General features: G+C 71.4%; 17 protein-coding genes. 15 read left to right on the plus strand and 2 right to left on the minus strand.

What is annotated here, in order from left to right; translation table 11 throughout:
• Positions 1-2: 2 nt before the first annotated feature.
• The 14 genes from AC099J_RS12455 to AC099J_RS12520 all read left to right on the plus strand — a co-directional run bounded on the left by AC099J_RS12455 (position 3) and on the right by AC099J_RS12520 (position 23,865).
• Complete coding sequence (locus tag AC099J_RS12455; RefSeq protein WP_479615574.1) at positions 3-2,882, plus strand: eCIS core domain-containing protein; 2,880 nt, start codon at positions 3-5, stop codon at positions 2,880-2,882.
• A complete protein-coding gene (locus AC099J_RS12460) occupies positions 2,879-4,993 on the plus strand; it encodes an eCIS core domain-containing protein (RefSeq protein WP_479615575.1) in 2,115 nt (704 codons plus the stop codon). Before AC099J_RS12455 ends, AC099J_RS12460 begins: the two co-directional genes overlap by 4 nt.
• 58 nt (positions 4,994-5,051) lie before the next feature.
• Entirely contained in the window at positions 5,052-5,711 is a 660-nt protein-coding gene (locus AC099J_RS12465) for a CIS tube protein (protein ID WP_479615576.1), read from the plus strand.
• A gap of 27 nt (positions 5,712-5,738) precedes the next feature.
• Positions 5,739-6,110, plus strand: coding sequence for a LysM domain-containing protein (locus AC099J_RS12470; RefSeq protein ID WP_479615577.1), 372 nt, complete (start codon positions 5,739-5,741; stop codon positions 6,108-6,110).
• A 1-nt stretch (position 6,111) separates the two neighbouring features.
• Positions 6,112-7,251: a hypothetical protein gene (locus AC099J_RS12475; protein ID WP_479615578.1), complete on the plus strand. Its 1,140-nt coding sequence runs from the start codon at positions 6,112-6,114 to the stop codon at positions 7,249-7,251.
• A 16-nt stretch (positions 7,252-7,267) separates the two neighbouring features.
• Positions 7,268-7,777 (plus strand): phage baseplate assembly protein V, encoded by a 510-nt coding sequence (locus AC099J_RS12480; RefSeq protein WP_479615579.1) that lies wholly within the window; start codon positions 7,268-7,270, stop codon positions 7,775-7,777.
• Between the two features lie 10 nt (positions 7,778-7,787).
• A complete protein-coding gene (locus AC099J_RS12485; protein ID WP_479615580.1) occupies positions 7,788-8,108 on the plus strand; it encodes a hypothetical protein in 321 nt (106 codons plus the stop codon).
• A 12-nt stretch (positions 8,109-8,120) separates the two neighbouring features.
• Positions 8,121-8,486, plus strand: coding sequence for a GPW/gp25 family protein (locus tag AC099J_RS12490; protein WP_479615581.1), 366 nt, complete (start codon positions 8,121-8,123; stop codon positions 8,484-8,486).
• A 946-nt stretch (positions 8,487-9,432) separates the two neighbouring features.
• Positions 9,433-11,925 (plus strand): putative baseplate assembly protein, encoded by a 2,493-nt coding sequence (locus AC099J_RS12495; protein WP_479615582.1) that lies wholly within the window; start codon positions 9,433-9,435, stop codon positions 11,923-11,925.
• An 874-nt stretch (positions 11,926-12,799) separates the two neighbouring features.
• Positions 12,800-15,766 carry a baseplate J/gp47 family protein gene (locus AC099J_RS12500; protein WP_479615583.1) on the plus strand — a complete coding sequence of 989 codons (2,967 nt, stop codon included), beginning with the start codon at positions 12,800-12,802 and terminating at the stop codon, positions 15,764-15,766.
• A gap of 919 nt (positions 15,767-16,685) precedes the next feature.
• Positions 16,686-18,986 carry a hypothetical protein gene (locus AC099J_RS12505; RefSeq protein WP_479615584.1) on the plus strand — a complete coding sequence of 767 codons (2,301 nt, stop codon included), beginning with the start codon at positions 16,686-16,688 and terminating at the stop codon, positions 18,984-18,986.
• Between the two features lie 12 nt (positions 18,987-18,998).
• On the plus strand, positions 18,999-22,460 hold the full coding sequence (locus AC099J_RS12510; protein WP_479615585.1) for a DUF6519 domain-containing protein: 3,462 nt from the start codon (positions 18,999-19,001) through the stop codon (positions 22,458-22,460).
• Positions 22,461-22,490: 30 nt separating this feature from the next.
• The gene (locus tag AC099J_RS12515) at positions 22,491-23,318 is read left to right on the plus strand and encodes a hypothetical protein (RefSeq protein ID WP_479615586.1); all 828 of its coding nucleotides are present in this window, start codon (positions 22,491-22,493) and stop codon (positions 23,316-23,318) included.
• Position 23,319: 1 nt separating this feature from the next.
• Positions 23,320-23,865 (plus strand): hypothetical protein, encoded by a 546-nt coding sequence (locus tag AC099J_RS12520; RefSeq protein ID WP_479615587.1) that lies wholly within the window; start codon positions 23,320-23,322, stop codon positions 23,863-23,865.
• A gap of 78 nt (positions 23,866-23,943) precedes the next feature.
• Here the strand turns inward: AC099J_RS12520 and AC099J_RS12525 are convergent, their stop codons facing one another.
• On the minus strand, positions 23,944-24,399 hold the full coding sequence (locus AC099J_RS12525) for an RcnB family protein (RefSeq protein WP_479615588.1): 456 nt from the start codon (positions 24,397-24,399) through the stop codon (positions 23,944-23,946).
• Positions 24,400-24,678: 279 nt separating this feature from the next.
• On the opposite strand from AC099J_RS12525, the gene AC099J_RS12530 reads away from it, so the two are divergent.
• Positions 24,679-26,160: a methyl-accepting chemotaxis protein gene (locus AC099J_RS12530; RefSeq protein WP_479615589.1), complete on the plus strand. Its 1,482-nt coding sequence runs from the start codon at positions 24,679-24,681 to the stop codon at positions 26,158-26,160.
• 24 nt (positions 26,161-26,184) lie between these two features.
• Here AC099J_RS12530 and AC099J_RS12535 read toward each other — a convergent pair whose 3' ends face one another.
• A complete protein-coding gene (locus AC099J_RS12535; RefSeq protein WP_479615590.1) occupies positions 26,185-26,964 on the minus strand; it encodes a helix-turn-helix transcriptional regulator in 780 nt (259 codons plus the stop codon).
• Between the last annotated feature and the right edge of the window lie 10 nt (positions 26,965-26,974).

Raw genomic sequence — 26,974 nt, forward strand, 5'->3', positions numbered from 1 at the left:
CCATGACCCGCCTGCCCGCCCCTTCGCAGCGCACGCCCGGTGCAACGCCGGCAGCAGCGCGCGGCAGCGCCTGGCTGCAGCCCAAGTGCGGCTGCGGCGCGGCAGCCGGCGTGGCCGGCCCTTGCCCGGCCTGCGCGCGCCAGCAGGCGCTGGGCCTGCAGCCCCGCATGGCCGTCAGCACCCCCGGCGACCGTTTCGAGCAAGAGGCCGACCAGGCCGCCGACCGCGTGCTGGCCGGGCGCGGCCGGCCGACGCTGACGCCGCTGGCCGCGCCGCCGCTGCAGCGCGAGGGCGAAGAGGACAAGAAGAAGGAGCCGCCCACCCCGCTGGGCGAGGGCCTGGCCACCGTCGGCAAGAACCTGGGTGAGAACAACCCGGCCTTCAGCACCTTCAGCGAGCAGCTGGCCGCCAAGTTCCTGGCGCAGCCGGCGCCCGTCAGCGTCGGCATTCCGGCCTTCCTCGGCGCCAACTACGCCTTCCTGTGGGGCATGGCATTGGTCAACCCGGCCATGCGCCGATCCTTCGACGATTTCAACCTGGCGCTGCTGCCGGGCCTGGTGCCGCAGTTCCCGGTCAAGACCTTCCAGTACCGCATCCTGGACAACGCGCAGACCCGCTTCGCCTTCGACGTCGGGCTGGACGCCTCCAAGCTGATGACCGCCTTCAACGAAGGCGTGCTGAACACCCGCGTCTCCAGCCTCAAGTTCGACACCGGTGGCAAGCTCGACACGAAAGGCGCCAAGCCGCTGGCGCTGTCCTCGATGCAGGTGCAGCTGGGCCTCTTCGGCGACGGTGTGCTGCTGGCGGGCGGCTTTCGCAACGGCGTCTCGCCCTACCCGCTGATGGGCGAAGATGGCTCGCGCGTGATGGCGCAGACCCCGGCGCTGCCCGACCTGTATGCCAACCAGCGCGACGTGCGCTTCACGCTGCAGTTGGACCTGCTCAAGCTGGCCGGGCACTTCGGCGGCCCGACACCACCGGCCCCGCGCCGCGCACCCGAGCAGATGCAGCGCGAGGCCGGCGACGCCGCCCCCACGGCCACGCCGGCCATCGCCACATCGCCCGAGCACGCCGTGCAGTCCACCCTGGCCAGCAGCGGCGTGCCGCTGGACGCCGGCACGCGCGGCTTCATGCAGTCGCGCTTCGGCCACGACTTCGGCCGCGTGCGCATCCATGCCGATGCCGGCGCGGCGGCATCGGCGCGCGCGGTGGGCGCCCACGCCTACACCGTGGGTGCGGACATCGCGTTCGCCAACGGCCGCTATGCACCGCACACCGGCGAAGGCCGGCGCCTGCTGGCGCACGAACTGGCCCACGTGGTGCAGCAGGGCGCCGGCCCGGCCATGCTGCAGCGCGAGGACGACGAGGCCTTGCGCAAGAAGCAGGAGGCAGAGGCGCGCCAGCGGCTGGAGACCTGGGCCCAGGGCAAGACGCCCGCGCCCTCGACCGACCCCAAGGACAAAAGCTTCGCCTTCACCGCGCAGGACCGCGCCTTCGAGATCACGCACGACAAGAGCTTCGGCCTGCTGCCCAAGCCCACCGACAAGAAAAAGGTCGCGGGCTGGCAGGCTGCCTTTCGCGACGCCTACCAGCTGGCGCTCATGATCCTGGCGTCCAGCGGCACCGACCAGCGCGAGGAACGCGCCGGCCTGATCGGCATCGACCTGGCCACGGCTGGCTTCGTCAACGAGGCCATGACCATCGCCGCGCAACTGCCAGTTGCGAACAGGAAGCACATCTACGAGCAAGTGGTGAAGGCGCCCGCCAGCGCCAGCGCGGCGCAGATCGGCGTGATTTCCACCTTCTTCGTTGGCAACGCCGCCAGCCTGGACGAGCACCTTCTGCTGGCCGCGCTGACCGACCGATCTGGCGACTACGCCAAGCTGCTGGGCAAAGACCGGCTGCTGGCCGCACTGGAGCCCACGCTGGTCAAGTACCGCGCCGAGCCCGCCTACCTGGAGGCACTGGCCGAGATCCTGGTGTTCCATGCCGCCGGCCGCGTGCCGCTGTCCGAGTGGCTGTGGAAGACCGACAAGGCGTTCCTGTTCGAGGTGCTGCAGACCAAGTATTTCGTGGAACCCGGCTACGGCCCGACGCAGTTCGCCGATGCCGCCGGCAACCCGCGCGAGCTGACCATGGCCGACGACATGCCCTGGGTCTACACCTACAAGCAGAAGTACTACGTCGACCTGCTGGTCGCGCTGGGCACCAAGCACGGCATCGCGATCACCGCACCGGCCAACCTGCGCTTCACCACATTGCGCGCCTGGCTGGAGGCGCAGACGGGCAACATCGGCCAGGCCCTGGCGGCCGAGTATCCGAACGCGCCGGACCAGGTGACGCAGAGCTATGCGCGCATCGCCGACATCTTCTTCTTCCACGTCGACCGGGGCGACGTGACGCCGGACCTGGCCGGGCACCTGGGTGCATTGGGGCCGGACGACCCGGCGAACATGCGGCTGAAGTCCGACTGCGACGTGCTGGCCACATATGCCACGCGGCTGCTGGGCGGCGCCGGCTTCACGCCGGTGGGCTACCTGGCGGTGCTCCCGGGGGTCGGCGACGGCCATGCGGTGGCGCTGCTGAAGAAGACCCGGCCGGCCAAGCCCGAGGCCAAGGACAGCCCGGCCCAGCCGGCCGTCGACATCCACTACATCGTCAACAACAAGCAGGTCAAGCCGATCACCGTGGCCAACAAGGAGGCCGCCATCAAGGCCGCGCTGCGCGATGCGCTGCTGGTCTATGGCGGCACGCCGGAAAGCTACCGCGTGTTCTACGAAGACGCCGCTGCCAATGGCGCCATGACGCGCGACCTGTGGACCACGGTCGAACGCGTGCACCGGCTCGACCTGGACAAGACCGCGCCTGCGAGCACGCCATGAGCACCATCGCGCTCGCCCTGGCGACACCCGCATCGGCACCCGCGTCGGCACGCGCACAAGGCTTCTCTGCGGCCACCCGCGCCGGCCGCATCGCCTGGCTGCAGCCGCGGCTGACGGTCGGCGCGCAGGACGACCGTTGCGAGCGCGAGGCCGAGCAGGCGGCCGACCGCGTGCTGCGAGGCCTGCAGGCGCAGCCGGCGGCCGCAGCGCTGTCGCGGCTGCCGGCCGCGTCGCTGCAGCGCGCCGAAGCCGCACACCATGGCACGGGCCAGGGCGCCGGCCGGCCGGCCTTCACCCCTCCCCTCGCTCCCACCCTGGCCGGGCGCGGCGCGCCCCTGCCGGCCGACACGCGCGCCTTCATGGAGCCGCGCTTCCGCCACGACTTCGGCCGCGTGCGCATCCACGCCGACGCCGGTGCCGCCGCGTCGGCGCGCGCCGTGCACGCGCAGGCCTACACCGTGGGCACGGACATCGCGTTCGCCACCGGCCAGTACGCGCCACACACCGACACCGGCCGCCACCTGCTGGCGCACGAGCTGGCGCACGTCGTGCAACAGGGCAGCGGCACCCCGAGCCGGCTGCAACGCATGCCCGCACCCGGCAGCGTGCCGACGGCCGTGCCGCCCACGCAGCCGCGCAGCGCAGCAACCAACGCCCCCGCGCCGAGCGCCGGCTGCACGACCTGCCAGCTGCCCCTGTCGCCCACCGAGGCCGCCCGCCAGGCCCCGTTGCGGGCCGCGTTGGAGCAGGCGCGCACCCGCGCCGTCCTCGGGCTGTCCCGTGCGCTGACGGCGATGACCACGCCGCTGCAGGCGCCGCTGCGCCGGCTGTTCGAGGCCCAGTTCGGCCAGGGCAGCGCCACGCCCCAGGCCGTGGCCGCCACACGCGCCACGCTGCAGGGCGCGCACGACTTCCTCACCACCCGCCAGGTGTGGGACCCGGCCACTGGCAGCGGCCAGATCCACATCGACGCGGGCGGCAACACGCCGGGCTGCGCCGGCACGGCAGGCGCCTACTACGAGCGCGGCCACGTGGTGGTGTGCGCCAGCCATCCTGCCTCCGCACAGATGCTGTCGCCGCCGACGGTGGCCGACGTCCAACGCGCAACCGGCACTGCGGGCAGCACGGACCCCAACCAGGCGCCCCGCATGCAAACGGATGCCGGCGCGACGGCGCTGGCGCAAAAGGCCTCCGACGCCGTCTACGCCACCAAGCTGGCGCGGATGCTGGTACACGAGGCCATCCACCACATGATCCAGCCCGGCGTGGTCGACATCTACCAGGACGAGCGGCTGTTCGGCCAGCTGGGCGGCAAGGTCGGAAAACACGGGGTCGACCTCTCACCCCTGGCACTGCGCAACCCCGACAGCCTGGCCGCCTTCGCGTTGCGCGCGCCGCAGGCCGCCGGCGGCCAGAGCCTGCCCGGCGCGACGGACGCGCTGACGCCCAGTGAGAAGCTGTCGCGCCCCGTCACCGTGCGCCCGGTGCTGGGCCGGCGCCGCGCGCGGCTGGCGGTCGACCTGGCGCAGGAGGCCATCGCGCAGACGGCCGAGCGCTTGTCGATGCTGCACAGCGAGGTGGCCTCGGTCGCCTCCAACGGCAGTACGCCATGGAGCTTGTTCCAGCCCGCGTCGCAGCAGATGGTGGGCTGGCTGACGACCCTGGGCGGCGAGACCGTGTTCGCCCAGGCCGACGCAGCGGCCGAGCAGCGCCTGCTGGCCCTCAACACCCGCTTTGCCACGCTGCAGCAATCGCTGCGCAGCCAGCAGGTCAGCGTCGGCCGGCGTTTCACGCAGGACCGCGCCCAGCGGCTGGAGCTGGCCATCCCCGACTGGAAAAGCTTGCGCAAGTTGCCGCCCTCTGCCCAGCTCGAACGCATGGTGGTGGCGCTGCTGGCCACCGCCGGGCTGGGCCAGCCGATCGCCGACGTGGTGCTGGCCAACGCGCGCACACACGGCGGCATGGGCGCGCTGGCGGCCGGCGGCGCCTTGCCCGCGCTGGCGAGCACCGACACCGCCCACAGCGCCCCCAGCACGCCCGCATCCGGCAAGCAGTTGCCGACCTCGTCCGCATCAACCGCCGGCACGGCCGACGAGGAAGCCTTCCCATGAGCCTCGCCCGGCCGCCCGAAGAGGCTCGCACCGCAGTGCGAAGCACGAAGGTATTCCCATGACCACCACCCCCTTCTCCCCCAAGCTGATCAAGGGCGGCCTGGTGCTGATCGACCCCGAGACGGCGCAGGTGCAGCGCGTGATCTCGCTGCAATACAACGCCGAGACGCTGACGCGCAAGCTGCAGTCGCAAGAGGCCGGCGCCGAGGGTGGCGCCAACCGCGCCGAGCCCACGCGCTTCAAGGGCCCGGCGGTGGAGACCATCAGCTTCGATGCCGAGCTGGACGCCACCGACCAGTTGGAATTCCCCGATCAGAACGCCAACGCCACGGCCCACGGCATCGCACCGCCGCTGGCGGTGCTGGAATCACTGTTGCACCCCAGCGCGGCGCAACTGCAGCGGGTGGACAGCCAGGCCAGCACCGGCACGCTGGAGATCGCGCCGATGCTGGCGCCGCTGCTGCTGTTCATCTGGGGCAAGAGCCGGGTGATCCCGGTGAAGCTGGCCGATTTCTCGATCACCGAGGAAGCCTTCGACCCGTCGCTGAACCCGATCCGCGCCAAGCTCTCGTTCAGCCTGCGCGTGCTGACGGTGGACGACCTGGGGTTTTCGTCCAAGGGTGGGGCGCTGTTCATGGCCTATCTGCAGGGCAAGGAGCAGCTGGCGGCCAAGGTGCAGCCGGTCTCGTTCTCCACGCTCGGCATCTCGGGGGTTTGACATGCACCGCCTCACCGGAGTCCTTCCATGATCGACCCGCTACAAGCCTTCATGCAGGCCAATGGCCTGGCGCCCGCCAGCTTCCCGCCAGACAGCCGCTACCACGGCCTGCCGACGGCGCAGACCACGTTGCCCGATGGCCGCACGGTGGTGTTCGTGACGAGGCGCTTCTTGCCACCACCAGAGAACTTCGCGCTGCTGGCCACCGCCACCGTGGCCGCCGGCGAGCGGCCCGACCACCTGGCCGCGCGTCACCTGGGCCTGGCCACGCAGTGGTGGCGCATGGCCGACGCGAACGGTGCGATGCAGCCCGAGGCGCTGACGGCCGAGCCCGGCACCAGGCTGCGCATCACGCTGCCCGAGGGCGTGCCGGCCCCCACTGCGGGCCACGGAGCCTGACATGTTCGCCAAAGGCATCCAGCTGACCCTGTTGATCGGCCCGATCGTGCCGATCCCGGTGCCGCGCGTGGTGCTGGAGGCGCTGGAGAGCGTGGAGGTGCGCACGGCGGCCGGCGCGGCCAGCGGCTTTCAGTTGAAGTTCTCGATCACCGCGCGCTCGGAGCTGAACACCATCTTCCTGTTGGCAGGCGTCAACGCCACGCCCGTCACGCCCGCGCTGCGCGTGATGCTGGTGCTAACCATGAACGGCCAGGCGCAGCCGCTGTTCGACGGCGTCATGACCCGCGTGCAGGTGCAGCCCGGCGGCCAGGGCAGCCCCGGCAGCCTGACGGTGACCGGCGAGGACGTCACCAAGGCCATGGACAAGATCGACTGGAGCGGCCTGCCCTTTCCAGCCGTGCCGGTGGAAGCGCGCGTGGCGCTGCTGTGCGCCAAGTACGCGCCGTTCGGGCTGATCCCGATGGTCATCCCGGTGCTGTTCCCCGACGTGCAGATTCCGATCGACAAGATCCCGTCGCAAAAGGGAACGGACCTGGCCTACATCCAGGAGCTGGCGCGCCAGGTGGGCTATGTGTTCTACGTGGAGCCGGGGCCGGCGCCGGGCACCAACATCGCGTACTTCGGCCCCGAGATCAAGGTCGGCATTCCGCAGCCCGCGCTGAACGTGGACATGGACGCGCTGACCAATGTCGAGAACCTGAGCTTCAGCTTCGACCCCGAGGCCGGCGTGCTGCCGGTGGTGTTCATCCAGAACCAGCTGACGCGCTTTCCGATCCCGATTCCGATCCCCAACCTGAACCCGCTGCAGCCGCCGCTGGGCGCATTGCCCACGCCCCTGTCCAACATCGATTTCATGACGGACACGGCCAAGATGAGCCCGATGCGCGCGATCTCCGCAGGGCTGGCCCGAGCCGCCAAATCGCAGGACGCGGTGACCGGCAGCGGCAGCCTGAACGTGCTGCGCTACGGCCGGCTGTTGAAGGCGCGCGGCCTGGTGGGCGTGCGCGGCGTGGGCGTGGCGTACGACGGGCTGTACTACGTGAGCAGCGTGACCAGCAACCTCAAGCGCGGCGAGTTCAAGCAGAGCTTCGAGCTGACGCGCAACGGCCTGGTGTCAATCACGCCCAAGGTGCCGGTATGACACACGAGGAGACCCTGTGAGCGAAAAGTTCTACGGCAAGTACCGCGGCCTGGTGATGAGCAACATCGACCCGATGCAGATGGGCCGGCTGATGGTGCAGGTGCCCGACGTGACTGGCCTGATGCCCGGCACCTGGGCCATGCCGTGTGTGCCGGTGGCCGGCATCCAGAACGGCATGTTCGCGCTGCCGATGATCGGCTCGGGTGTGTGGATCGAGTACGAGCAGGGCGATGCGGACCACCCGATCTGGGTCGGCTGCTTCTGGGGCAGCGCGGCCGAGGTGCCGGCGCTGGCCCGCCTCACACCGCCGGTGATGCAGGCCATCACCTTGCAGACGCCGCTGCAGAACGGCCTGACCATCAGCGACCTGCCCGGGCCCACGGGCGGGATCATGCTCAAGAGCGCGACCGGTGCGACGCTGATCGTGAACGACACGGGCATCTACATCCAGAACGGCAAGGGCGCGTCGCTGACGATGCTGGGGCCCACCGTCACGATCAACGCTGGTGCGTTGACGGTCGTGTAGGAACCATGCCATGAGCGGCCCCCTGCTCCACCTCGGCGCCACCGTGCTCTGTGCCCACGGCGGGCAGGCCATGCCGAGCGCGCCGGTGCCGCGCGTGCTGGTCTCGGGCCAGCCGGTGGCCACGCAGGCCGCGCCGTATCTGGTGGCGGGCTGTGCGTTCTCGCCACCGCAGGGCAACGGGCCGTGTGTGACGGCGCAATGGATCGTCGCGGCCACGCGCGTGTTCGCCGCGGGCCAGCCGGTGTTGTTGATGAGCAGCCAGGCGATTTGCGCGCCCACCGGCACGCCACTGGTGGCGGTGATGGCGCAGACCCGTGTGATCGGCATGTAGGAGGGATGACCTATGGACTCCAACCTTGCCTTTCCCCTGCGCGTGGACGGCCGCGGCCGCAGCGCGATGTCCGCACGCCATGCGCATCTGCGCAACCTGATCGAGCAACTGCTGTTCACCGTACCGGGCGAGCGCGTGAACCGGCCGGAGTTCGGCTGCGGTCTGATGCAGCTGGTGTTCGCGCCGAACAGCCCGGAGCTGGCGGCCACGGTGCAGGCGCTGGTGCATGGGTCGCTGCAGCAGTGGCTGGGGCATCTGCTGCGGATCGAGGAGGTGCGTGCGCAGAGTGAGGACGCGACGCTGACGGTGGTGGTGATTTACACGGTGTTGGAGACGGGTGAGGGTGGGGTGGCGGAGTTCAGGAGGGGGGCCGTATGAGCCAGCGACTGTCAGGCCGAGCGCACCGGCCCGGGCCAGATGCCCGAGCGCAACGGCCAGAGCCCCACGGCCGAGCGCAACGGCCAGAGCCCCAGGGCCGAGCGCAACGGCCAGAGCCCCAGGGCCGAGCGCAGCGATGGCACGAGCGCAAGGCCGAGCGCAGCGATGGCCCGCATGGTTTCCGGGCTTTCCCCCTGTGGACGCGCCGAGGAGCACAGTGGACTGGGCGGCGCAGAGCATCATGCGCTTCGTTGTCTGACTCATTGCACCTGTTCGAGGTGAACGAACGCAGTGAGTGGTGCGAGTTGTGCAATGCGCCCAGGCCGCGCGCACCGCAGGTTGCCCGGAGCGAAGCGGAGGGACGCGGCGACCGGGGGCCGCCTTCTTTTGCCTACTTTTCTTGGCGGAGCAAGAAAAGTAGGTCGTCCGCGGGGGCGAAACCCCGCACCTTGGAACAAGCACCGCGCCAGCGGAGAGAAGACGCCGCTCTCGCGGAGAACTTCGGCACTCCTGCGGAGGGCAGCACCGCTCTCGCGGGAGTAGACGCCGCTCTCGCGGAGAGGTGCCGGGATATGCGCCCGGCAGCGCAGTCACTTTCTTTCGCTTCGCCGAAAGAAAGTAACCAAAGAAAGGGCGACCCCGGTCCCCACGTCCCTCCGCTGCGCTCCGGGCAACCTGCGGTGCTCCTGCCATGGGTGCATTGCACAACTCGCACCACTCACTGCGTTCGTTCAGCTCAAACAAAGTGCAATAAGCATGTCAACGAAGCGCGCGATGCTCCGCGCCACCCATGGCACTGCGCTCCTCGGCGTGGGCACAGGGGTGGGAGCGGGATCGGGGACGTGCGAGCCATCGCTGCGCTCGGCCTGGCGCTCGGGCCGTTGCTTCGCTCGGCCTGGGGGTTACGGGTTCGCTGCGTTCGGCCTGCGCCAGCAAGGAGGATCCCATGACCACCGCCCAATACCTCTGCAGCAACCCGCGCCGCATCGCCGCCGTCCGCGCCGCCGCGCTCGAAACACCACCCCGCTGGTTCAACGGCATCGACGCGCTGGAAGTCATCCACGGCCAGCCGCAGCTGCGGCTCATCCTCGTGCATGACACCGCCGACGCGCCACCTGCGCCGCTTACCGCCGCACACATCGAGATACGCGGCGGCGTGCGCGTGCGCGATCCGCAGGTGGTCGGCGTGACCGCCGTCGGCAACACACTCACGCTGGACCTGGACAGCATCGGCGACTTCTCGCGCTACACCTTGCGGCTGGTGGCGTCTGCGGGTTCGGACGCACCACCCGACGGCATCGACCCCGCGCTGGCGCAGATCGCGTTCAGCTTCAAGGTCGACTGCCCGAGCGACTTCGACTGCCGTGCCGACATCGAATGCGAACCAGCACCCGAGACCACGCCCGACATCGACTACCTGGCGCGCGACTACGCGAGCTTTCGGCGGCTGGTGCTGGACCGGCTCTCGGTGCAGATGCCCGACTGGAAGGAGCGCAGCCCGGCCGACCTGCTGGTCACGCTCAGCGAAGCGCTGGCCTACCGCGCCGATGAGATCGCCTACTACCAGGACGCGGTCGCCACCGAGGCCTACCTCGGCACGGCACGGCAACGGGCATCGGTCGCACGGCACGCGCGGCTGCTCGACTACACGCTGGACGAAGGCTGCAATGCGCGGGCCTGGGTCGCGTTCGAGATCGACCCTTCGGCGGATGGCCTGGGCCTTGCCGGGTGCGACCCCGACACCGGCCTGGACGGCACGCTGCTGCTCACGCGCAGCCCGGGCACGCCCACGCGCCTGGGCTCGCCGGACAGCGCGCAAGCGATGGTGGCGGCCGGCGCGCAGCCCTTCGAGTTGCTGAGCCCGCTCACGCTCTACAGCGCGCACAACGACCTGCAGCTCTACACCTGGAGCGACGAGGCCTGCTGCCTGCCGCGCGGTGCCACGCGCGCGTTTCTGCGCGACAACGTGGCCAACCGGCTGCGCCTGCGCGCGGGCGACCTGCTGCTCTTGGAATCGCGCGCCGACACCACCACCGGTCTGCCGCAGGACGCCGACCCGCTGCAGCGCCAGGTGGTGCGGCTCACGCGGGTGGACCCTGCCGCCGATGCCAACCGCGCGCCCTCGCCTGCGCCGCGGCTGGACCCGGTCACGCAGGAGCCCTTGGTCGAGGTGCACTGGCATGCGGACGACGCGTTGACGTTCGACCTGTGCCTGTCCAAGGTGATCGGCGGCGTGCTGGTGCCGGACATGGCGGGCGCCTGCGCCAACATCGCGCTGGCCGACCACGGCGCCAGTGCGCTGCGCGAGGTGCCGCTGGTGCCGGTACCCGGCGGCCGCGTGCCGCGCCTGCGGCCGGCCCAGCCGGCCGTGCTGCCGCTGACACGCCAGGCGCTGCTGCGCAACGGCGCGGGCGAGACTGTGCTGCTGGACCCTTCCAGCAGCGCCGCGAGCGCACTGCGTCGCCAGGCCGGCGAGCCGGCCAGCATGCGCGCCGCGCTGCTGGTGCAAAGCGATGGCGATGCGCGGCGCTGGCAGGTGCGGCGCGACATGCTGGGCAGCAGTGCCGACGCGGCCGACTGCGTGGTGGAGACCGGCAGCGACGGCCGCATCGTGCTGCGCTTCGGCGATGGCGTGAACGGCCGGCGACCCGGCGCGGGCGAGGCCCTGTCGCTGCGCACGCGGGACGGCAACGGCCGTGCCGGCAATGTGGGGGCCGAGGCGATCGCCCATGTGCTGTGCGGCTTCGACGGCGTGCTGCGGGTGCGCAACCCCTTGCCGGCCACGGGCGGTGCCGACCCCGAGCCGCTGGCCCGCGCCCGCATGGACGCACCGCAGGCCTTTCGCCGGCAGGAGCGCGCGGTGACGGCGGCCGACTACGCCGAGGTGACGATGCGCGACGCCCGCGTGCAGCGCGCCGTGGCCACGCGGCGCTGGACGGGCAGCTGGCACACGATGTTCATCACCGTGGACCGGCGTGGTGGCGCGGCGGTGGACCCGGCCTTCGAGGACAGCATCACGGCCTTCATCGACCGCTACCGGATGGCCGGGCACGACGTGGAGATCGACGCGCCGGCCTATGTGGCGCTGGACATCGCGCTGCACGTGTGCGCGAAGCCGGGGTACTTCGCAGCCGATGTGCAGCGGCGTTTGCTGCGCGTGTTCACGACGGCGCAGGGCGGCTTCTTTCACCCGGATCGGTTCAGCTTCGGCGACCCGGTGTACCTGAGTGCCGTGGTCGCGGCGGCGATGGCGGTGCCGGGCGTGTCGCATGTGGAGCCGTTGCGTTTTCAGCGGTTGAGGCGCGCGGCGGCCGGCGAGATCGACGCGGGGCGGATTGCGATGGCGCGGCTGGAGATAGCGCGCTTGGACAGCGACCCGAATGCGCCGGAGATGGGGCGGATCGAGTTTGAAGTGCATGCGGCGGGAGTGGTGTCATGAGAGGCGCCCCACGCCCCCAAGGCCCCCAAGGCCCCCAAGGCCGAGCAACGCGATGGACCGAGCGCCAGGGCCGAGCGCAGCGATGGCCCGCATGGTCCCCGGCTTTCCCCCTGTGGACGCGCCGAGGAGCACAGTGGACTGGGCGGCGCAGAGCATCATGCGCTTCGTTGACTGACTCATTGCACCTGTTCGAGGTGAACGAACGCAGTGAGTGGTGCGAGTTGTGCAATGCGCCCAGGCCGCGCGCACCGCAGGTTGCCCGGAGCGCAGCGGAGGGACGCGGCGACCGGGGGCCGCCTTCTTTTGCCTACTTTTCTTGGCGGAGCAAGAAAAGTAGGTCGTCCGCGGGGGCGAAACCCCGCACCTTCAAACAAGCACCGCGCCAGCGGAAATGTGCCCCGCGCAAGCGGCAAGGCGCCTCGCGGCTAGCAGAGAACTTCGGCGCTCCTGCGGAGGGCATTGCCGCTCTCGCGGAGAGGTGCCGGGATGTGCGCCCGGCAGCGCAGTCACTTTCTCTTGCTTCGCCAAGAGAAAGTAACCAAAGAGAAGGCGACCCCCGGTTTCCACGTCCCTCCGCTTCGCTACGGGCAACCTGCGGTGCTCGTGCCATGGGTGCATTGCACAACTCGCACCACTCACTTCGTTCGTTCACCTCGAACAGGTGCAATGAGTCAGTTCACGAAGCGCGCGATGCTCCGCGCCACCCATGGCCCTGCGCTCCTCGGCGTGGGCACAGGGGGGAAAGCGGGCACGGGGACGTGCGGGCCATCGCTGCGCTCGGCCAACGACTCGGGCCTTTGCTGCGCTCGGCCCACGCGGTTGCGGTTGCGGTTGCGGTTGCGGCCACGGCTACACCAGCCGAAAGGAGGCTCTCATGAGTGACGACACCCTCGACGGCTGCCACTGCTGCGAACCGCAGCAACCGCGCGACCCCATCCACAACGACCCCGGCCTCGCGTCCATCGCCTGGCGCATCGACACGCACCCGGGCTTCCACGCCCGCATGCTCTCCAACCTGCCGCTGTGGCGCACACCCGGCTCGGCCGCCAACGCCCCCCGGCCCCTCGCCACCCTCACCACACGCGAGCCCGACGACCCGGCCATCGCGCTGGTCGATGCCGCCGCGTGCGTGGCCGACGTGCTGAGCTTCTACCAGGAGCGCATCGCCAACGAAGGCTTCCTGCGCACCGCGACCGAGCGCCGGTCGGTGCTGGAGCTGGCACGCGCCGTGGGCTACGAGCTGCGGCCCGGCGTGGCCGCCAGCGTGCACCTGGTCTACACCGTGGAAGACGCGCCCGGCGCACCCGGCGTCTGCACCATCGCCGCCCAGGCGCCGGTGCAGAGCGTGCCGCCGCAAGACAAGCTGCCCCAGGTGTTCGAGACGACAAGCGAACTGCTGGCCCGCGCCGAATGGAACGCGCTGCGCCCGCGCCTCACGCGGCCCGCCGACCTGGCGTTCGTCACCGTCGACGGTAAGCAGCGGCTGGCGCTGCTCTACCCCGCCGGCAGCCTGCCAGCCACCACCGATGGGCTGCACCCCGCGCTGTCGCCGGGCGACCTGTACCGGCTCGACCCGTACCTGCCGGCGGAGCCCGACGTGGACGCGGTGGAGGTGGCGCGCGTCTACCTCAGCGACCAGGCCAACGGCCTGCAGCCGGGCGAGCTGCTGCTGTTCGTGGGCAAGAAGGAAAACACGTTGCAACACCTGGTGCTGCGCGCCCGCAGCGTGACCGAAGAGCCCGCGCTGCGCCGCGTGCTGGTCGAACTCGAGCCGCTGCCCGATCCGACCCAACCCGCCGCGCCGCCGGTGATCGGATGGGCCGTGCCGATGCTGACGATGACCGCCAGCTTCTTCGGCCAGGCACAGGTCCAGGCCGTGGCGTTCACCAGCAGCAACCTGCACAACACCATCACCCAGCAAAGCTGGCAAGAGACCGAGCTGCAATCGATGATCGCCCTGCAGGGCTGGAGCAGCCTGCAGCTGGTGCAGGCCGTCACCGCCAGCGTACAGAGCGCCGCGCGGCCGGTGGCGACCGAAGCGGGCGCTTTCACCTTCGGCGCGCGGCTGGGGTTCTTCGGCCACAACGCGCCGAAGTGGGATTCGCTGCCGGCCGAGAACCTGCGCGGCAACCCCTACCCGAACGGTTGGGACATCGGCGACGGCGCCTCGACCGACCCGGCCGACGCGGGCCTGACGAGTACCCGCAGCATCTGGGAAGACTCGCAGGGCCGCGACCACCTGGACAGCACGCGCCACCCACCCTGCCACGCGCTGCTGGAGCGGCCCGTGCCGCGCCTGGCGCCGGGCAGCTGGATGGTGTTCGATTCGCCCAGCGTGGCGGCCACCACCTATGCCCTGTTCGACGCGCGCGAAACGGCGCGCGCCGACTACGGCATGTCGGGCCGCGCCCTGGCGCTGCGGCTGGCGACCGCCACCGGCCAGCCGCTGGCCAGCACGCCGACGCAGGACTTCAAGTTCCGCGACACCACGGCCCATGTGGCCAGCCGGCGCCAGCCGCTGGTGGAGCTGCCGATCGATGCGCCGGTGGAGGCCGGCAGCCGCCGCGTCGAACTCTCCACCATGGTGCTGGGCCTGGTGCGCGGCAAGCCCGTGGCCTTCGTCGGCGAGCGGCACGATGTGCCCGGTGTGCAGGCGGCCGAGATCGCGGTGGTCGACGAGGTGCTGCACAGCGCCGGGCGCAGCACGCTGGTGCTGCAGGACGACCTGGCCTACAGCTACCAGCGCGAGGGCCTGCGCATCCATGCCAACGTGGTGGCCGCCACGCATGGCGAGAGCGTGCGCGAAGTGCTGGGCAGTGGGGACGCGGCCAGCGCCTTCCAGCAGTTCACGCTGGCGCGCCCGCCGACGACGCATCTGTCCGCTGCCAGCGCCGCCGGGGTGCAGAGCACGCTCGCGCTGCGCGTCAACGGTCTGTTGTGGGCCGAGCGCCCTTCGCTCTATGGCGCCGCGCCCGACGCGCATGCGTTCGCCACGCGCATCGACAACGAAGCGCGCATGACGCTGCTGTTCGGCGATGGCCGCCACGGCGCGCGCTTGCCGAGCGGGCAGATGAACGTGGAGGCACGCTACCGCACCGGCATCGGCCCCGATGGCGAGGTCGCGGCCGGCACGCTGACCATGCCGCGTGCGATGCCGCTGGGCTTGCGTGGCGTCACCAATCCACTGCCGGCCAGTGGCGCGCAGGGGCCCGACCAGTTGGAGGACGCGCGTCGCAATGCGACGTTGACGCTGCTGGCGTTCGACCGCGTGGTGGCGCTGTCGGACTACCAGGACTACGCGCGCGCCTTCCCCGGCATTGGCAAGGCGCGGGCCGATCTGGCGGCGGTGGGCGGCGCCTCACGCGTGCTGGTCTCGGTGGCCGGCGCGACCGGCGGCGAGCCCGGCGCGCAGGTGCTGGCGAACCTGCGCAGTGCCATGGCGGCGCAGTCGGACCCGGGCCAGGCGTTCGAGTTGAAGGCGGCGGCACTGCGTTTGTTCCGCTGCACGGTGCGGGTAGCGATCGACCCGGTGCATGAGGCGTCCGTCGTGCTGGCCGAGGGCATGGCCCGGATGCAAACGGCTTACGGGTTCGGCGCGCGGGAGATCGCGCAGTCGGTCACGGCGGCGGAGATCGTGGCGCTGCTGCACCAGGTGCCGGGGGTGGTGGCGGTGGATCTGGAGGTGCTGCAACCGTTCGGGGTGGGGGCGCCGACCACCGGGGCGGTGCAGGTGGTGGTGGCGTTTGGGGCGAGGTGGGATGCGGTGGGCAATGAGATGGTGGCAGCGGAGCTGTTGCTGTTAAACCCGGCGGCGTTGGAACTGGTGGAGGCGGTGCTATGAGATCCCGCACGAACGAGGGCCGAGCAACGCGATGGCCCGAGCGCAAGGCCGAGCGCAGCGATGGCCCGCATGGTTTCCGGGCTTTCCCCCTGTGGACGCGCCGAGGAGCACAGTGGACTGGGCGGCGCAGAGCATCATGCGCTTCGTTGTCTGACTCATTGCACCTGTTCGAGGTGAACGAACGCAGTGAGTGGTGCGAGTTGTGCAATGCGCCCAGGCCGCGCGCACCGCAGGTTGCCCGGAGCGAAGCGGAGGGACGCGGCGACCGGGGGCCGCCTTCTTTTGCCTACTTTTCTTGGCGGAGCAAGAAAAGTAGGTCGTCCGCGGGGGCGAAACCCCGCACCTTTAAACAAGCACCGCCCTCGCGGAGAGAAGCACCGCTGTTGCGGACAGACGCCTCACGGCTAGCAGAGAACTTCGGCGCTCCTGCGGAGGGCATTGCCGCTCTCGCGGAGAGGTGCCGGGATATGCGCCCGGCAGCGCAGTCACTTTCTCTTGGCTATCGCCCAAGAGAAAGTAACCAAAGAGAAGGCGACCCCGGTCCCCACGTCCCTCCGCTGCGCTCCGGGCAACCTGCGGTGCTCGTGCCATGGGTGCATTGCACAACTCGCACCACTCACTGCGTTCGTTCAGCTCAAACAAAGTGCAATGAGCATGACAACGAAGCGCGCGATGCTCCGCGCCACCCATGGCACTGCGCTCCTCGGCGTGGGCACAGGGGTGGGAGCGGGAGCGGGGACGTGCGGGCCATCGCTGCGCTCGGCCAACGATTCGGGCCTTTGCTTCGCTCGGCCTGGGGGGCACTTCGCACCTTCGCATTGCTGCGCACGCCGCACGGGGTCGGCGTCACAGCCGGGGCCAGGACCGGGGTCAGGACCGCAGTCACTCCCCGCACCGCCCCACCCACCAGGAGCCCGCCATGAGCCTCCTCACCCCCGAACGCCTCTACCACCTCCTCCCCGCCATCCACCGCCTGCGCGACACAGCCGAGGGCGAGCCGCTGCGGGCACTGCTGGCCGTCGTCGAAGAAGAACTCGAAGCGCTGGAAGCCGACACCGCGCGCCTCTACGACAACTGGTTCATCGAGACCTGCGACGAATGGACCGTCCCCTACATCGGCGACCTGGTCGGCGCGCGGCCGATCCGGCCGGTGCCTTCGGCGGGGGTCAGCACCCGCGCCTGGGTCGCCAACACGCTGGCTTACCGGCGCCGCAAGGGCACGGCGCTGGTACTGGAGCAACTGGCGCGCGATGTCACGGGCTGGCCGGCAGCGGCGGTCGAGTTCTTCCAGCGGCTGGCCACCACGCAGCACATGAACCACGTGCGCAGCCGGCCGACGGCCACGGCCTGCATCCGCGACGCGGCGGCGGCCGAGGGGGTGCAGGCCTCGGCCGGCGCCTTCGACCCGTTCGGCCACACGCTGGAGGTGCGCAACGCCGACACGCGGGGCGGGCGCTTCAACATCCCGCACATCGGCATCTTCCTGTGGCGCTTGCAGCCGCAGCCGCTGGGCACGGGCAGCCCCGGCGACGCGCAGGCCGACTTCATCAGCGCGCGGCTGGACATCAGCGGCTTCTGGCACATGCACCCGGCAGGCGTCGACGCGCCGCTGTTCAACACGCCGCGCACCGAGGCCGGCGGCAGCGTGACCGAGGCCGCGCGCGAAGAGCATGCCGCCGCGCCGCTGCGCGCGCTGGTGCTGCATGCCGAGCTGGAACGCCTGCGCGCCGGCCAGGCCACACCCGCGCCGCGCTTCATGACGGAGGACGCGCCGGTGCTGCGCGTATTTGCACAACTGGCTGGCGAGACGCTGCCCATCGAGATCCCGCGCGAAGACCTGTGCATCTGCGACATCCCCGACACCGTGGAGCTGGCGCTGCCGACGCCGCGCGTGGCGGCACTCGACGTGCAGCGCGGACGCATCGGCTTTCCGGCCGCACTCGAGGTGGAGCGCGTCTGGCTGCATGCCGCGCACGCCAGCGTGGCCGACATCGGCGGCGGGCCATACGACCGTGGCCCGGCCTTGCGCGCGGCCAGCGCGCAGCTCTCGGGCGGCAGTGCGGTCGATGCCGAGCAAGGCGGGTTCTTCGACCCCGGCGTCTGGCAGGTCGGCGTCTCGCACCTGCTGGCGGACGACGGCAGCGGCACGCTGTTCCCCTCGCTGCGCACGGCGGTGGCGGCATGGCACACGCAGCCGCCGGGCCGCACCGGCGTGATCGTGGTGATGGACAGCGTGAGCGAGATCGACGACGCCGCGCCGCTGGTGCTGCAGATCGCCGAGGCCTCGCAGCTGCTGGTCATCGCCGGCCGCTGGCCGCTGCAGCCGATCCCCGGCGCGCCGCCCGGCAGTGTCGAACGCCGGCCCGGGCGCGTGGAGGCGATGGACATTCGCGCGCACTGGCAGGGGCGGCTGCAGGTGCAGGGCACGGCCGATGCCGACGACGCCAACCCAGGTGCGCTGTTCCTGCACGGTCTGCTGCTGCAGGGCGCGGTGGAGATCGCCGGCCCGCTGGGCCAGGTGGAGCTGGCGCACAGCACGGTGCTGCCTGCGGCGGGTCCAGGCATCACGGTGGGTGCCGACAGCCCGCGCCTGCTGCTGCGCGTGTTGCACAGCCTGGCCGCACCCGTCACCGTGGCCGGGCCGGTGAGCGGCGTGGCAGTGGCCGACAGCCTGCTGGGCCTGGGTGCGGCTGGCCCCGCGCTGGATGCACCAGAGGCCGCCCTCGATCTGCAGCGCGCCACCTTCTTCGGTGCCGTGAACGGGCAGACGCTCACGGCCAGCGACTGCATCTTCGACGCACCCGCCACGGCCGCGCGGCGGCAGACCGGCTGCGTGCGCTTTTGCTACGTGCCACCCGCCTCGCAAGTGCCGCGCCGCTACCGCTGCCAGCCGCAGCTGGAGACGGACACGCGCATCGCCGCCCTGCGTGCCGAGGGTCTGGCGCTGGGCACGCCGCCGACCGCCGCGCAAGAGGGCGCGCTGCGCGCCGAGATCGAGGCCACGCTGCGCCCGCTGTTCGTGTCGCGCCGCTACGGCGACCCGGCCCTGGGCCAGCTGGAGGCGCGCTGCCCGCAGCAGATCCGCACCGGCGCGGCCAGTGGCGCCGAGATGGGCGTCTACGAACACCTGCAACAGCCACAGCGCGAAGCCAACCTGCGCGACGCGTTGACCGAGTACTTGCGCCTGGGACTGACGGCCGGCGTGCATTTTTCGAACTGAGGAGAACGAGACATGAAAGCCGATCTCTCCCGCGAGACCTTCGACCCGCGCGACCACTACACGGCGGTGCGCTTGCAGCAGGGCCGCGTGGTCACCGACGCGGACTTCAACGAGCAGGGGGACCTGACGCGGCACCGGGCCGAGCGGCTGGCCGAAGACGTGATCGGTGCCAGCGGCGCGCCGGTCGACAACGCCGGCTTCGCGCTGTCGGGCGGGATGCAGGCACTGGCCGTGCACGCACAGGACGCGGGCGCCATCTGGATCGCCGGGGCCGACGGCGTGCTGCTGGTCAGCACCAACGGCGGTACGGGTTGGACGCTGGCCGCCACCAACACCACGCGCCACCTGCGCGCCGTGGCCCGCGTCGCCAACACCGGCTGGGCCGTAGGCGACGGCGGCACCATCCTGCGCAGCAACAACGGCGGCACGGCCTGGACGACGCAAAGCAGCGGCCTGCTCTCCACGCTGCGCGGCGTCTCTGTGTTCGACGCCCAGCGCGCCTGGGCCGTGGGCGATGGGGGGCTGGTGCTGCGCACGGTCGACGGCGGCACCACCTGGACGCGGCACGCGGCGGGCATGGGCCGGCTCTACGCCGTGGCCTTCAGCAGCGCGACCGACGGCCTGGCGGTGGGGCCGGGCGGCGGCATTCTGCGCAGCACCGATGGCGGCCAGAGCTGGACGGCAGTGGACAGCACCACCACGGCGACGCTGCGCGCCGTCACCACCTCGGGCGCACAGGCCTGGGCCGTGGGCGACGGCGGCACCATCGTGCGCAGCAGCGACGGCGGCGCCACCTGGTCTGCCGGCACCGGCGGCGGCAGCGCCGCGCTGCGGGCGGTGCGCTTTCGCGATGCCAACGTGGGCTGGGCGGCCGGCGACAACGGCGCGCTGCGCGGCACCACCAACGGCGGCGCCAGCTGGACGGCGATCCCCATCCTGGGCAGCCCGGCGCTGGCCGGCGTGTCCGTCGCCGGGGCCGAGCAGCCCTGGCTGGTCGGCGGCGGCAGCTTCTGGCGCGTGCAGGCCACCGGCGCCGGCGCGCCCACTGCGCTGCCGGCCGCCAGCCTGCAGATCGGCGCCGGCTGCTACTACGTGCAGGGCCAGCATTGCGAGTGGGAGACGGCCGCCTCGCTGGCCAACCAGCCCGATGGCGGCGTGCCGCAACGCCTGGCGCCCGGCACGCACCTCGTCTACCTGCGGGCCTGGCAGCGCCACCTCAGCTGCCTGGAGGCGCCCGACATCCGCGAGGTGGCGCTGGGCGGGCCGGACACCGCCACGCGCGCGCAGCAGGTGGCCCAGGTGCGCACGCTGGCACTGCCCGAGCCGCCCAACAACGCCGGCTGGCACTGCGGCGCGAGCGTGCCCGACTGGACGACGCTGACCGCGCCCACCAACGCCCGGCTGGCCGCGCGCTCCGAGCCGCAGCTCACCAGCACCGGCGTCTGCGACATCGCCGCCAGCGCCGGCTACCGGCGGCTGGAGAACCAGCTCTACCGCGTGGAGATCCACAGCGTGGACACCGCCACCGGCGCGGCCACCTTCAAGTGGTCGCGCGAGAACGGCTCGGTGGCCTATGCCGTGCAGTCGGTCAGCATCGACACCGCTGCCAGCCGCACGACGGTGCGCGTGGCCGCACGCGGACGCGACGCCAACCTGGACCTGGCGCTGCACGACCGCGTGGAACTGGTGGACGACGCGGCCGAGCTGCAGGGCCGCGCCGGCCAGCTGTTCGAATACCTGAACGACGGCGATGACGCGCTCGAATTGGTGCTGGCCGGCGTGCCCACCGGCGCGTTGGGGCAGGACGCTGCGCTGCACCCGGTGCTGCGCCGCTGGGACCAGCGGCCCGTAGCCGCGGGCGCCCACGCGCTGGCCGTGACCGAGGGCGACTGGATCACGCTGGAAGACGGCGTGCAGATCCGCTTCACCGCCGCCGGCCGCTACCGGCCCGGCGACTACTGGCAGGTGCCCGCGCGCACCGTCACGGCCGACGTGGAATGGCCGCGCGATGAAGACGGCGAACCCATCGCCACACCGCCTGCCGGCGTGCACGACGGCTGGGCCCGGCTGGGCCTGGTGACGGTGGATGCGGGTGGGCTGGTCAGCGCCATCGTCGACTGCCGCGACCTGTTCCCGCCGCTCACCCAGATGACGCAGCTGCTGTACGTGGGCGGCGACGGGCAGGACACGACCCCCGGCGGCAACCTGCCTGAGCCGCTGCGCGTGCGCGTGGCGCGCGGTGCGCTGCCGGTGCCGGGCGCGCGTGTGCGCTTTGCCATCGAGGCCGGTGCCGGCACGCTGGCGCTGGTGGCCCCCTGGGGCACGCAGACCGGCCCCACGGTGGACGCGCTGTGCGACGCGCAGGGCGTGGCGCAGTGCAACTGGCAGCTGGGCACGCCGCAGGCCCAGCGCGTGCGCGCGCAGTTGCTGACCACGGGCGGCACCGTGGTGGCCGAGCAGCAGGCGGTGTTCGCGGCCAAGGCCGCCACACCGGCGCAGGGCGGCGGCAGGCGCGGCTGCGAGATCACCATCGGCGAAGGTGGCGATTTCCCGGCGTTGACCACGGCGCTGCTGGCCAAGTTGCTGGAGGCCGACGATCCCGCGCTGTGCATCTGCTTCCTGCCCGGCCGCCACCAGTTGGAGGGGCTGCAGCTGGCCGCAGAGCGCACCCGCACGGCGCGGCTGTCGCTGCACGGCTGCGGCGCCACGGCGCTCATCAGCGTGACGGCGCCGATCGCGTTGGGCGGCTTCGCGGCGCTGGAAATCCGCGATCTGGTGCTGGGCATGGGGCCACGCGTCGGCCTGGTGCTGGCCGCCAACGCCGACCTGCGCCTGACGAACCTGCAGGTCGGCGGGCGTGGCAACACCGGCGTGCGGGTGGAAGGCGCGGGCGACGTGCGCATGGCCGGTTGCGAGATCGCGGCCGCGGCGCCGGCCTCGCTGCTGCTGCAGGGCATCACCGGGCTGTGCGAGATCGTGGGCAACCGCATCCTGGGCGATGTGGCGCTCTATGGCGACCCGGCAGACGGGATCATCACGCGGGTGATCGAGCGGCTGAACAACGGTGGCTTCGAATTGCCAGCCGGCCTGGGCACGGGCCGGCTGGTGTTCAGCCAGAACCAGCTGCCGCGCATGCTGCTGGGCAAGGAACTGGTGGAGCCGCTGCTGCAGGGCCAGGTGGCCGATGCGCTGAAGGGCGCGTTCCAGTCCGTGGTACTGCACGGCAACACCTTCACCGGCCACAACAGCATGTGCGCAGGCGTGCTGGTCAGCTGCACCGGCAACATCTTCACGGCCGGGCTGGTGCAGGATCGCGTGTTCTACGGCGCCGTGGTGGCCAGCATGGCGGTGGCCAGCGGCAATGCCGCCAGCTTCTTCGGTGACAGCTGCGCGCTGGTGTTTCTGGCGCCGAAAGGCGACACTTTCAGGGGTGCGGCAAACATCGTGTTCACGCTGCCGCAGTCGACGCGCTAAGCCGCGCCGTGCAACGTTCGGGAGACGACCATGCATGCCCATGCCGACAGATTGCGGGCCGCGCGCCAGGGTTCCTCTGCAGCGCGGCCCGGCGCCTGCGCGCTGTCTTCGGCAGCCGCGCGTTCCTCGCGTGCGCAGAGCGGCGCCGACCTGGCCGACGACCGCGCTGGCGGCCCTGCACGCTTTGGCCATGACCTGAGCCGCTTTTCGATCACGAGCACCCGGCGTGCCGCGACCGGCGACCGGCCGGGCGCTGCAGAACACGAGGCGCTGAGCGGCGAGCCGACCTCGGCCCAGGGCGCACCGCAGGTGCCGGCACAGACCGGGCCGACAGCCATCGGCGGCGACGCGACCAGCATCTCCACGGCTGACCTGTCGGCCGCGGAGTGGAACAACAACGCCCACTTCAAGTGGTGGATCAAGTGGGTGACGGACGGCACCAGCGGCTGGATCGTGCAGCGGGTCGACAGCACGTACGCGGGCACCAAGGCCGATGGCTCGGCCATCACCAATGCCAGCGTCAGGCTGACGCCGTCGTATTACGAAGCGTGGGAAGTGGACGCCAGCGGCGGCATCACCGGCAGCCTGGGCGCCACCGGCAACCGTGACCGCTGGGAACGGCCGGATCTGGGCGCGCTGGGTTCGACGACCAGCCTGTCCGTCGTCGGCACAGTGTTCTGGACGGCGCGCGACCCGGCGCTCTCGGGCTTCACCTCGGGCGGTGTGGCGAACGCTGGCTCTCTGCTGTCGTCGACCACCGCGCCGGCCGGCATCGGCTCGGCACTGCTGACGCGCAGCGCCTTCGGATCGTGGGCAAGCACGGGCGACCCGATGCTCCCAGGCTGTTTCACGTCATGACATGAAGCTCGCCGCCACTCTCAGCGCTGCCGGCCGGCTGGACTTCGCCACCTACCAGCCGCAGCCCGTGATCGACGCCGTCAACGCGCTGTGGCCGCTGGGGCGCGACGGCGCGCTGGCGGCGCTGGAAGCGCACCTGGCGTGGCGCGATCTGCAGACGGACCCGCAGGAAGGCCTGTTGCTCGTGCTGCGTGTGCTGTTCGAGGTGCCGACCCCGCCGGGCTACCACCCGGCGCTGCGCCTGGGCAGCACGGTGCCGCCGCCACCGCCCGATCTGTGCACGCTGCCGCACTTCCCGCTGTTGCTGATCGACGACCGGCCGCTGCTGCTCGTGAGCGGCGTGGCATTGGGTGGCGATGTGGAGCCGGTCACCTTGCAAATGCAGCCTTACTGGGCCACCGGCACGCTGCGTGCGCAGCCGCTGTTACCGGTGCAGCCACCGCCCGGCGTGCTGCAGCGGTTCCACGCGCTCTACGCGCGTGCGTACGGCGAGCCGCCGAACCACGCCGTGCTGGCACACGTCACGCGGCAGCTGGGCGGGGGCTGAAGAACCTGGGTCCTGGCGGCCGGCTTCACGGTACCGGGGCACGCAAGGGCCGCGCGCCGCAACGCGCGAGCGCGCAAGTCAATGGTTCAGGATGATCTGCGTGATCACACCGGTGGCGATCGCCACGAGCACGAAGTCGGCGCCCAGCTGCACCCAGTGGTAGCCGCGCGGCGGCGCGCTGAGGCGGTATCCGCGCCAGTTGTTGACGACGTACTGGTGACGCCGGAAATCCGGTGGCAGGCGATCCCCACGGTAGTAACGGCGATCGGGGCCGGCGCCGGGGCCGCGTGCGTGGCGGTCGGGGCCGCGGTGGCCGTCGCGGCCATGCGGGCCACGGTCGTCGCGCCGGCCGTCATGGCGACCGTCGTGACGGCCATCGTGGCGGTTGTCATGCTTGTCATGGCCCCTGCCGCGGCCGGGGTGGCCGTCGCGGTCGTCATCACGGCCACGCGGCTGGGCGCTGACCAGAGGGCTGGCGAGCGCCAGGGCCAGTGCGCCCACAGCGGCGAAGAGGTGGCGGCGTTGCATGGTCATCATGTGTCCTTTGCGTGGTGCGCGGGCTGGCACGGTGTGCCGGCATTCCGCGTGCCGAAGCCATTGTGAAGTGGCCGCTGCGCGTGCAGGCGTCGCGCCCGTCAAGCTGTGTGAAGAACGGTGAAAGTTGGCGCGCGGCGCGCTGCGCCTGACAGATCTGACAGGCTTGTGCGAATGCCCCCCGCCGTGCACCCTCGCGCCCGCAGCGGCCGTCAGCTTGCGCGCTACGGCGGCGCGGCACGCTGAGACAACCCACAGACGCACACGACAGGAAGCGGGATGAACCACCCAAACGACGCAGCAACGGCACCTCAATCCCGAGCCGAAGCATCCAAGCAGACCGGCAGCCGCGTGGTGCTGGTGACCATCGTACTGGCAGCGCTGGCGGCACTGGCCATCGGCTGGCACTACGATGCCCTGGGCCTGGGCGCAGGCGTGGCGCTGCCGGTGCTGGCGCTCTCGGTCGTGGTGGCGCTGTGGGGCAGCGGGCCAGCATCGCGCGTGTGGCTGTGCACGGCGCTGGTGGTGCTGGTGGCGCTGCACATCCAGCTGTCGCGCGGCACCATCGAGTTCCACTTCGGCGTGTTCGTGGCGCTGGCCATCGTGCTGGTCTGGCGCGACTGGCGGCTGATCGTGCTGACGGCCGCACTGTTCGCGGTGCACCACGTGCTGTTCGACCGCCTGCAGGCGGCCGGCTTCGGCTTTTACTGCACCACGCAGCCGGACTTCCTGCGGATCGTGCTGCATGCCGCTTATGTGGTGCTGCAGTCGGCGCTGGAGGTGTTCGTGGCGCTGCGCATGCAGGCCAACGCACGCGAGGGCGATGAGTTGCACCGCATGATTGCCGAAGTCGACCGTCCCGATGGCCTGAGCCTGGACGTGGGCGCGCTGCCGGCATCCACCGCATCGGCCCTGGCCATGCAGTCGGCCTTCTCGCGCATGGCGCAAGTGGTGTCCACCGTGCGCGCGGCCAGCAGCAGCATCCAGGGGGCCAGCGCCGAGATCGCGCATGGCAATCAGGACCTGTCAGGCCGCACCGAGCAGCAGGCCTCGGCGCTGCAGCAGACCACGACCTCGATGGCGCAGCTGGACGCGAACGTGCGCCAGAACGCCGACAACGCGCGCCAGGCCAACCAGCTGGCGCAAAGCGCATCCGACATCGCCGGCAAGGGCGGGCAGGAAGTGGCCCAGGTGGTGGCCACCATGCGCGGCATCCACGACAGCAGCAACAAGATCGCCGACATCATCGGCGTGATCGACGGCATCGCGTTCCAGACCAACATCCTGGCGTTGAACGCGGCGGTCGAGGCAGCACGCGCCGGCGAGCAGGGCCGTGGCTTCGCGGTGGTGGCCAGCGAGGTACGCCACCTGGCCCAGCGCAGCGCCGCGGCCGCCAAGGAGATCAAGGGCCTGATCGGCACCAGCGTTGAGCGTGTGGGCGCAGGCACGCTGCTGGCCGACAAGGCGGGCGCAACCATGGGCGAGGTGGTCAACGCCATTCGCCGTGTGACCGACATCATGGGCGAGATCAGCACGGCCAGCAGCGCGCAGAGCGAAGGCGTGGCCCAGGTGGGCGAGGCCATCGCGCACATGGACCGCGCCACGCAGCAGAACGCAGCGCTGGTCGAGCAAAGCGCTGCGGCCGCCAGCCACCTGCACGGGCAGGCCCAGCAGTTGGTGGAGGCGGTGGCGGTGTTCCGCACCGAAGGCGGCGGCGCGGCGCGTGGCGGCCACGGCGCCCCGCTGGCGATTGCGGCGTGACACAGGCGCTGCGGCGCCTGCACATCAGGCGCTGCGCCCGCCGCGCAACAGGTCTTTCAGCGTGGCGATGCCGAGCTTGCGGAACGCGCGGTACTGCAGCGTGCGCACCGTGCTGAGGGCCAGCCCCAGTTCCTGCGCCGCCTGCGCACCGGTGCCGCCGCTGGCCAGCCGGGCGACCACCTCGCGCTCGCGTCGGCTCAGCGCATGCAAGCGCGCGGCGAACGCCGGCACCGGCGCCGGGCCCGCAGCGCCGGCCACGCGCCCATGTGCGGCGGTGGACTCGGCCAGCAGCAAGGCATGCGCGGCCAGCAGCGCGAAGTCGGCAGCGCCGAAGGCCGGCTGCGCCAGGCTGCGGTAGAAGCTGACGGCGGCGCGCTGGCCGTCCGGCTGCAGCGACAACACCGAGGCACGCTCGCGGATGCCGACGTCGCCATAGCAGGCGGCGCGGTAGTCGGCATCCTCCAGTTCATCGCCCAGGTGGTGGCCCAGCCACAGCTGCGAGCGCGCCGGGCGTGGCCGTGCGGCCAGCCAGACCATGTGCGGATCGACCCGATCGAAGCGCCGCGCCGCGTACAGGCCGGCGGTGCGCTCGGCCGCCTCGCCATAGCTGCTGGCGGCCGACACGGTCTGGATGCATCCGTCCGCGCCGACCGCGAACACGGTGCAGAAGGTGACCGGCAGCAGGGCCTGCACAGCCTGCAGGATGCGCGCGGCCAACAGCGGCGTGCCGATGCCGGCCAGCACTGCGCCGACGAGGGCCGCATCCAGTGGCGTGTGGGGAGCGTGGAGGCGCCAGCGTTGCATGCTTGGTGGC

This window comes from Rhodoferax sp. RT4P68 (assembly GCF_056521305.1).

Coding starts and splice junctions, on each gene's coding strand:
- AC099J_RS12455 (WP_479615574.1), top strand. CDS start 3: ATGACCCGCCTGCCCGCCCCTTCGCAGCGCACGCCCGGTGCAACGCCG.
- AC099J_RS12460 (WP_479615575.1), top strand. CDS start 2,879: ATGAGCACCATCGCGCTCGCCCTGGCGACACCCGCATCGGCACCCGCG.
- AC099J_RS12465 (WP_479615576.1), top strand. CDS start 5,052: ATGACCACCACCCCCTTCTCCCCCAAGCTGATCAAGGGCGGCCTGGTG.
- AC099J_RS12470 (WP_479615577.1), top strand. CDS start 5,739: ATGATCGACCCGCTACAAGCCTTCATGCAGGCCAATGGCCTGGCGCCC.
- AC099J_RS12475 (WP_479615578.1), top strand. CDS start 6,112: ATGTTCGCCAAAGGCATCCAGCTGACCCTGTTGATCGGCCCGATCGTG.
- AC099J_RS12485 (WP_479615580.1), top strand. CDS start 7,788: ATGAGCGGCCCCCTGCTCCACCTCGGCGCCACCGTGCTCTGTGCCCAC.
- AC099J_RS12490 (WP_479615581.1), top strand. CDS start 8,121: ATGGACTCCAACCTTGCCTTTCCCCTGCGCGTGGACGGCCGCGGCCGC.
- AC099J_RS12495 (WP_479615582.1), top strand. CDS start 9,433: ATGACCACCGCCCAATACCTCTGCAGCAACCCGCGCCGCATCGCCGCC.
- AC099J_RS12500 (WP_479615583.1), top strand. CDS start 12,800: ATGAGTGACGACACCCTCGACGGCTGCCACTGCTGCGAACCGCAGCAA.
- AC099J_RS12505 (WP_479615584.1), top strand. CDS start 16,686: ATGAGCCTCCTCACCCCCGAACGCCTCTACCACCTCCTCCCCGCCATC.
- AC099J_RS12510 (WP_479615585.1), top strand. CDS start 18,999: ATGAAAGCCGATCTCTCCCGCGAGACCTTCGACCCGCGCGACCACTAC.
- AC099J_RS12515 (WP_479615586.1), top strand. CDS start 22,491: ATGCATGCCCATGCCGACAGATTGCGGGCCGCGCGCCAGGGTTCCTCT.
- AC099J_RS12520 (WP_479615587.1), top strand. CDS start 23,320: ATGAAGCTCGCCGCCACTCTCAGCGCTGCCGGCCGGCTGGACTTCGCC.
- AC099J_RS12525 (WP_479615588.1), bottom strand. CDS start 24,399: ATGACCATGCAACGCCGCCACCTCTTCGCCGCTGTGGGCGCACTGGCC.
- AC099J_RS12530 (WP_479615589.1), top strand. CDS start 24,679: ATGAACCACCCAAACGACGCAGCAACGGCACCTCAATCCCGAGCCGAA.
- AC099J_RS12535 (WP_479615590.1), bottom strand. CDS start 26,964: ATGCAACGCTGGCGCCTCCACGCTCCCCACACGCCACTGGATGCGGCC.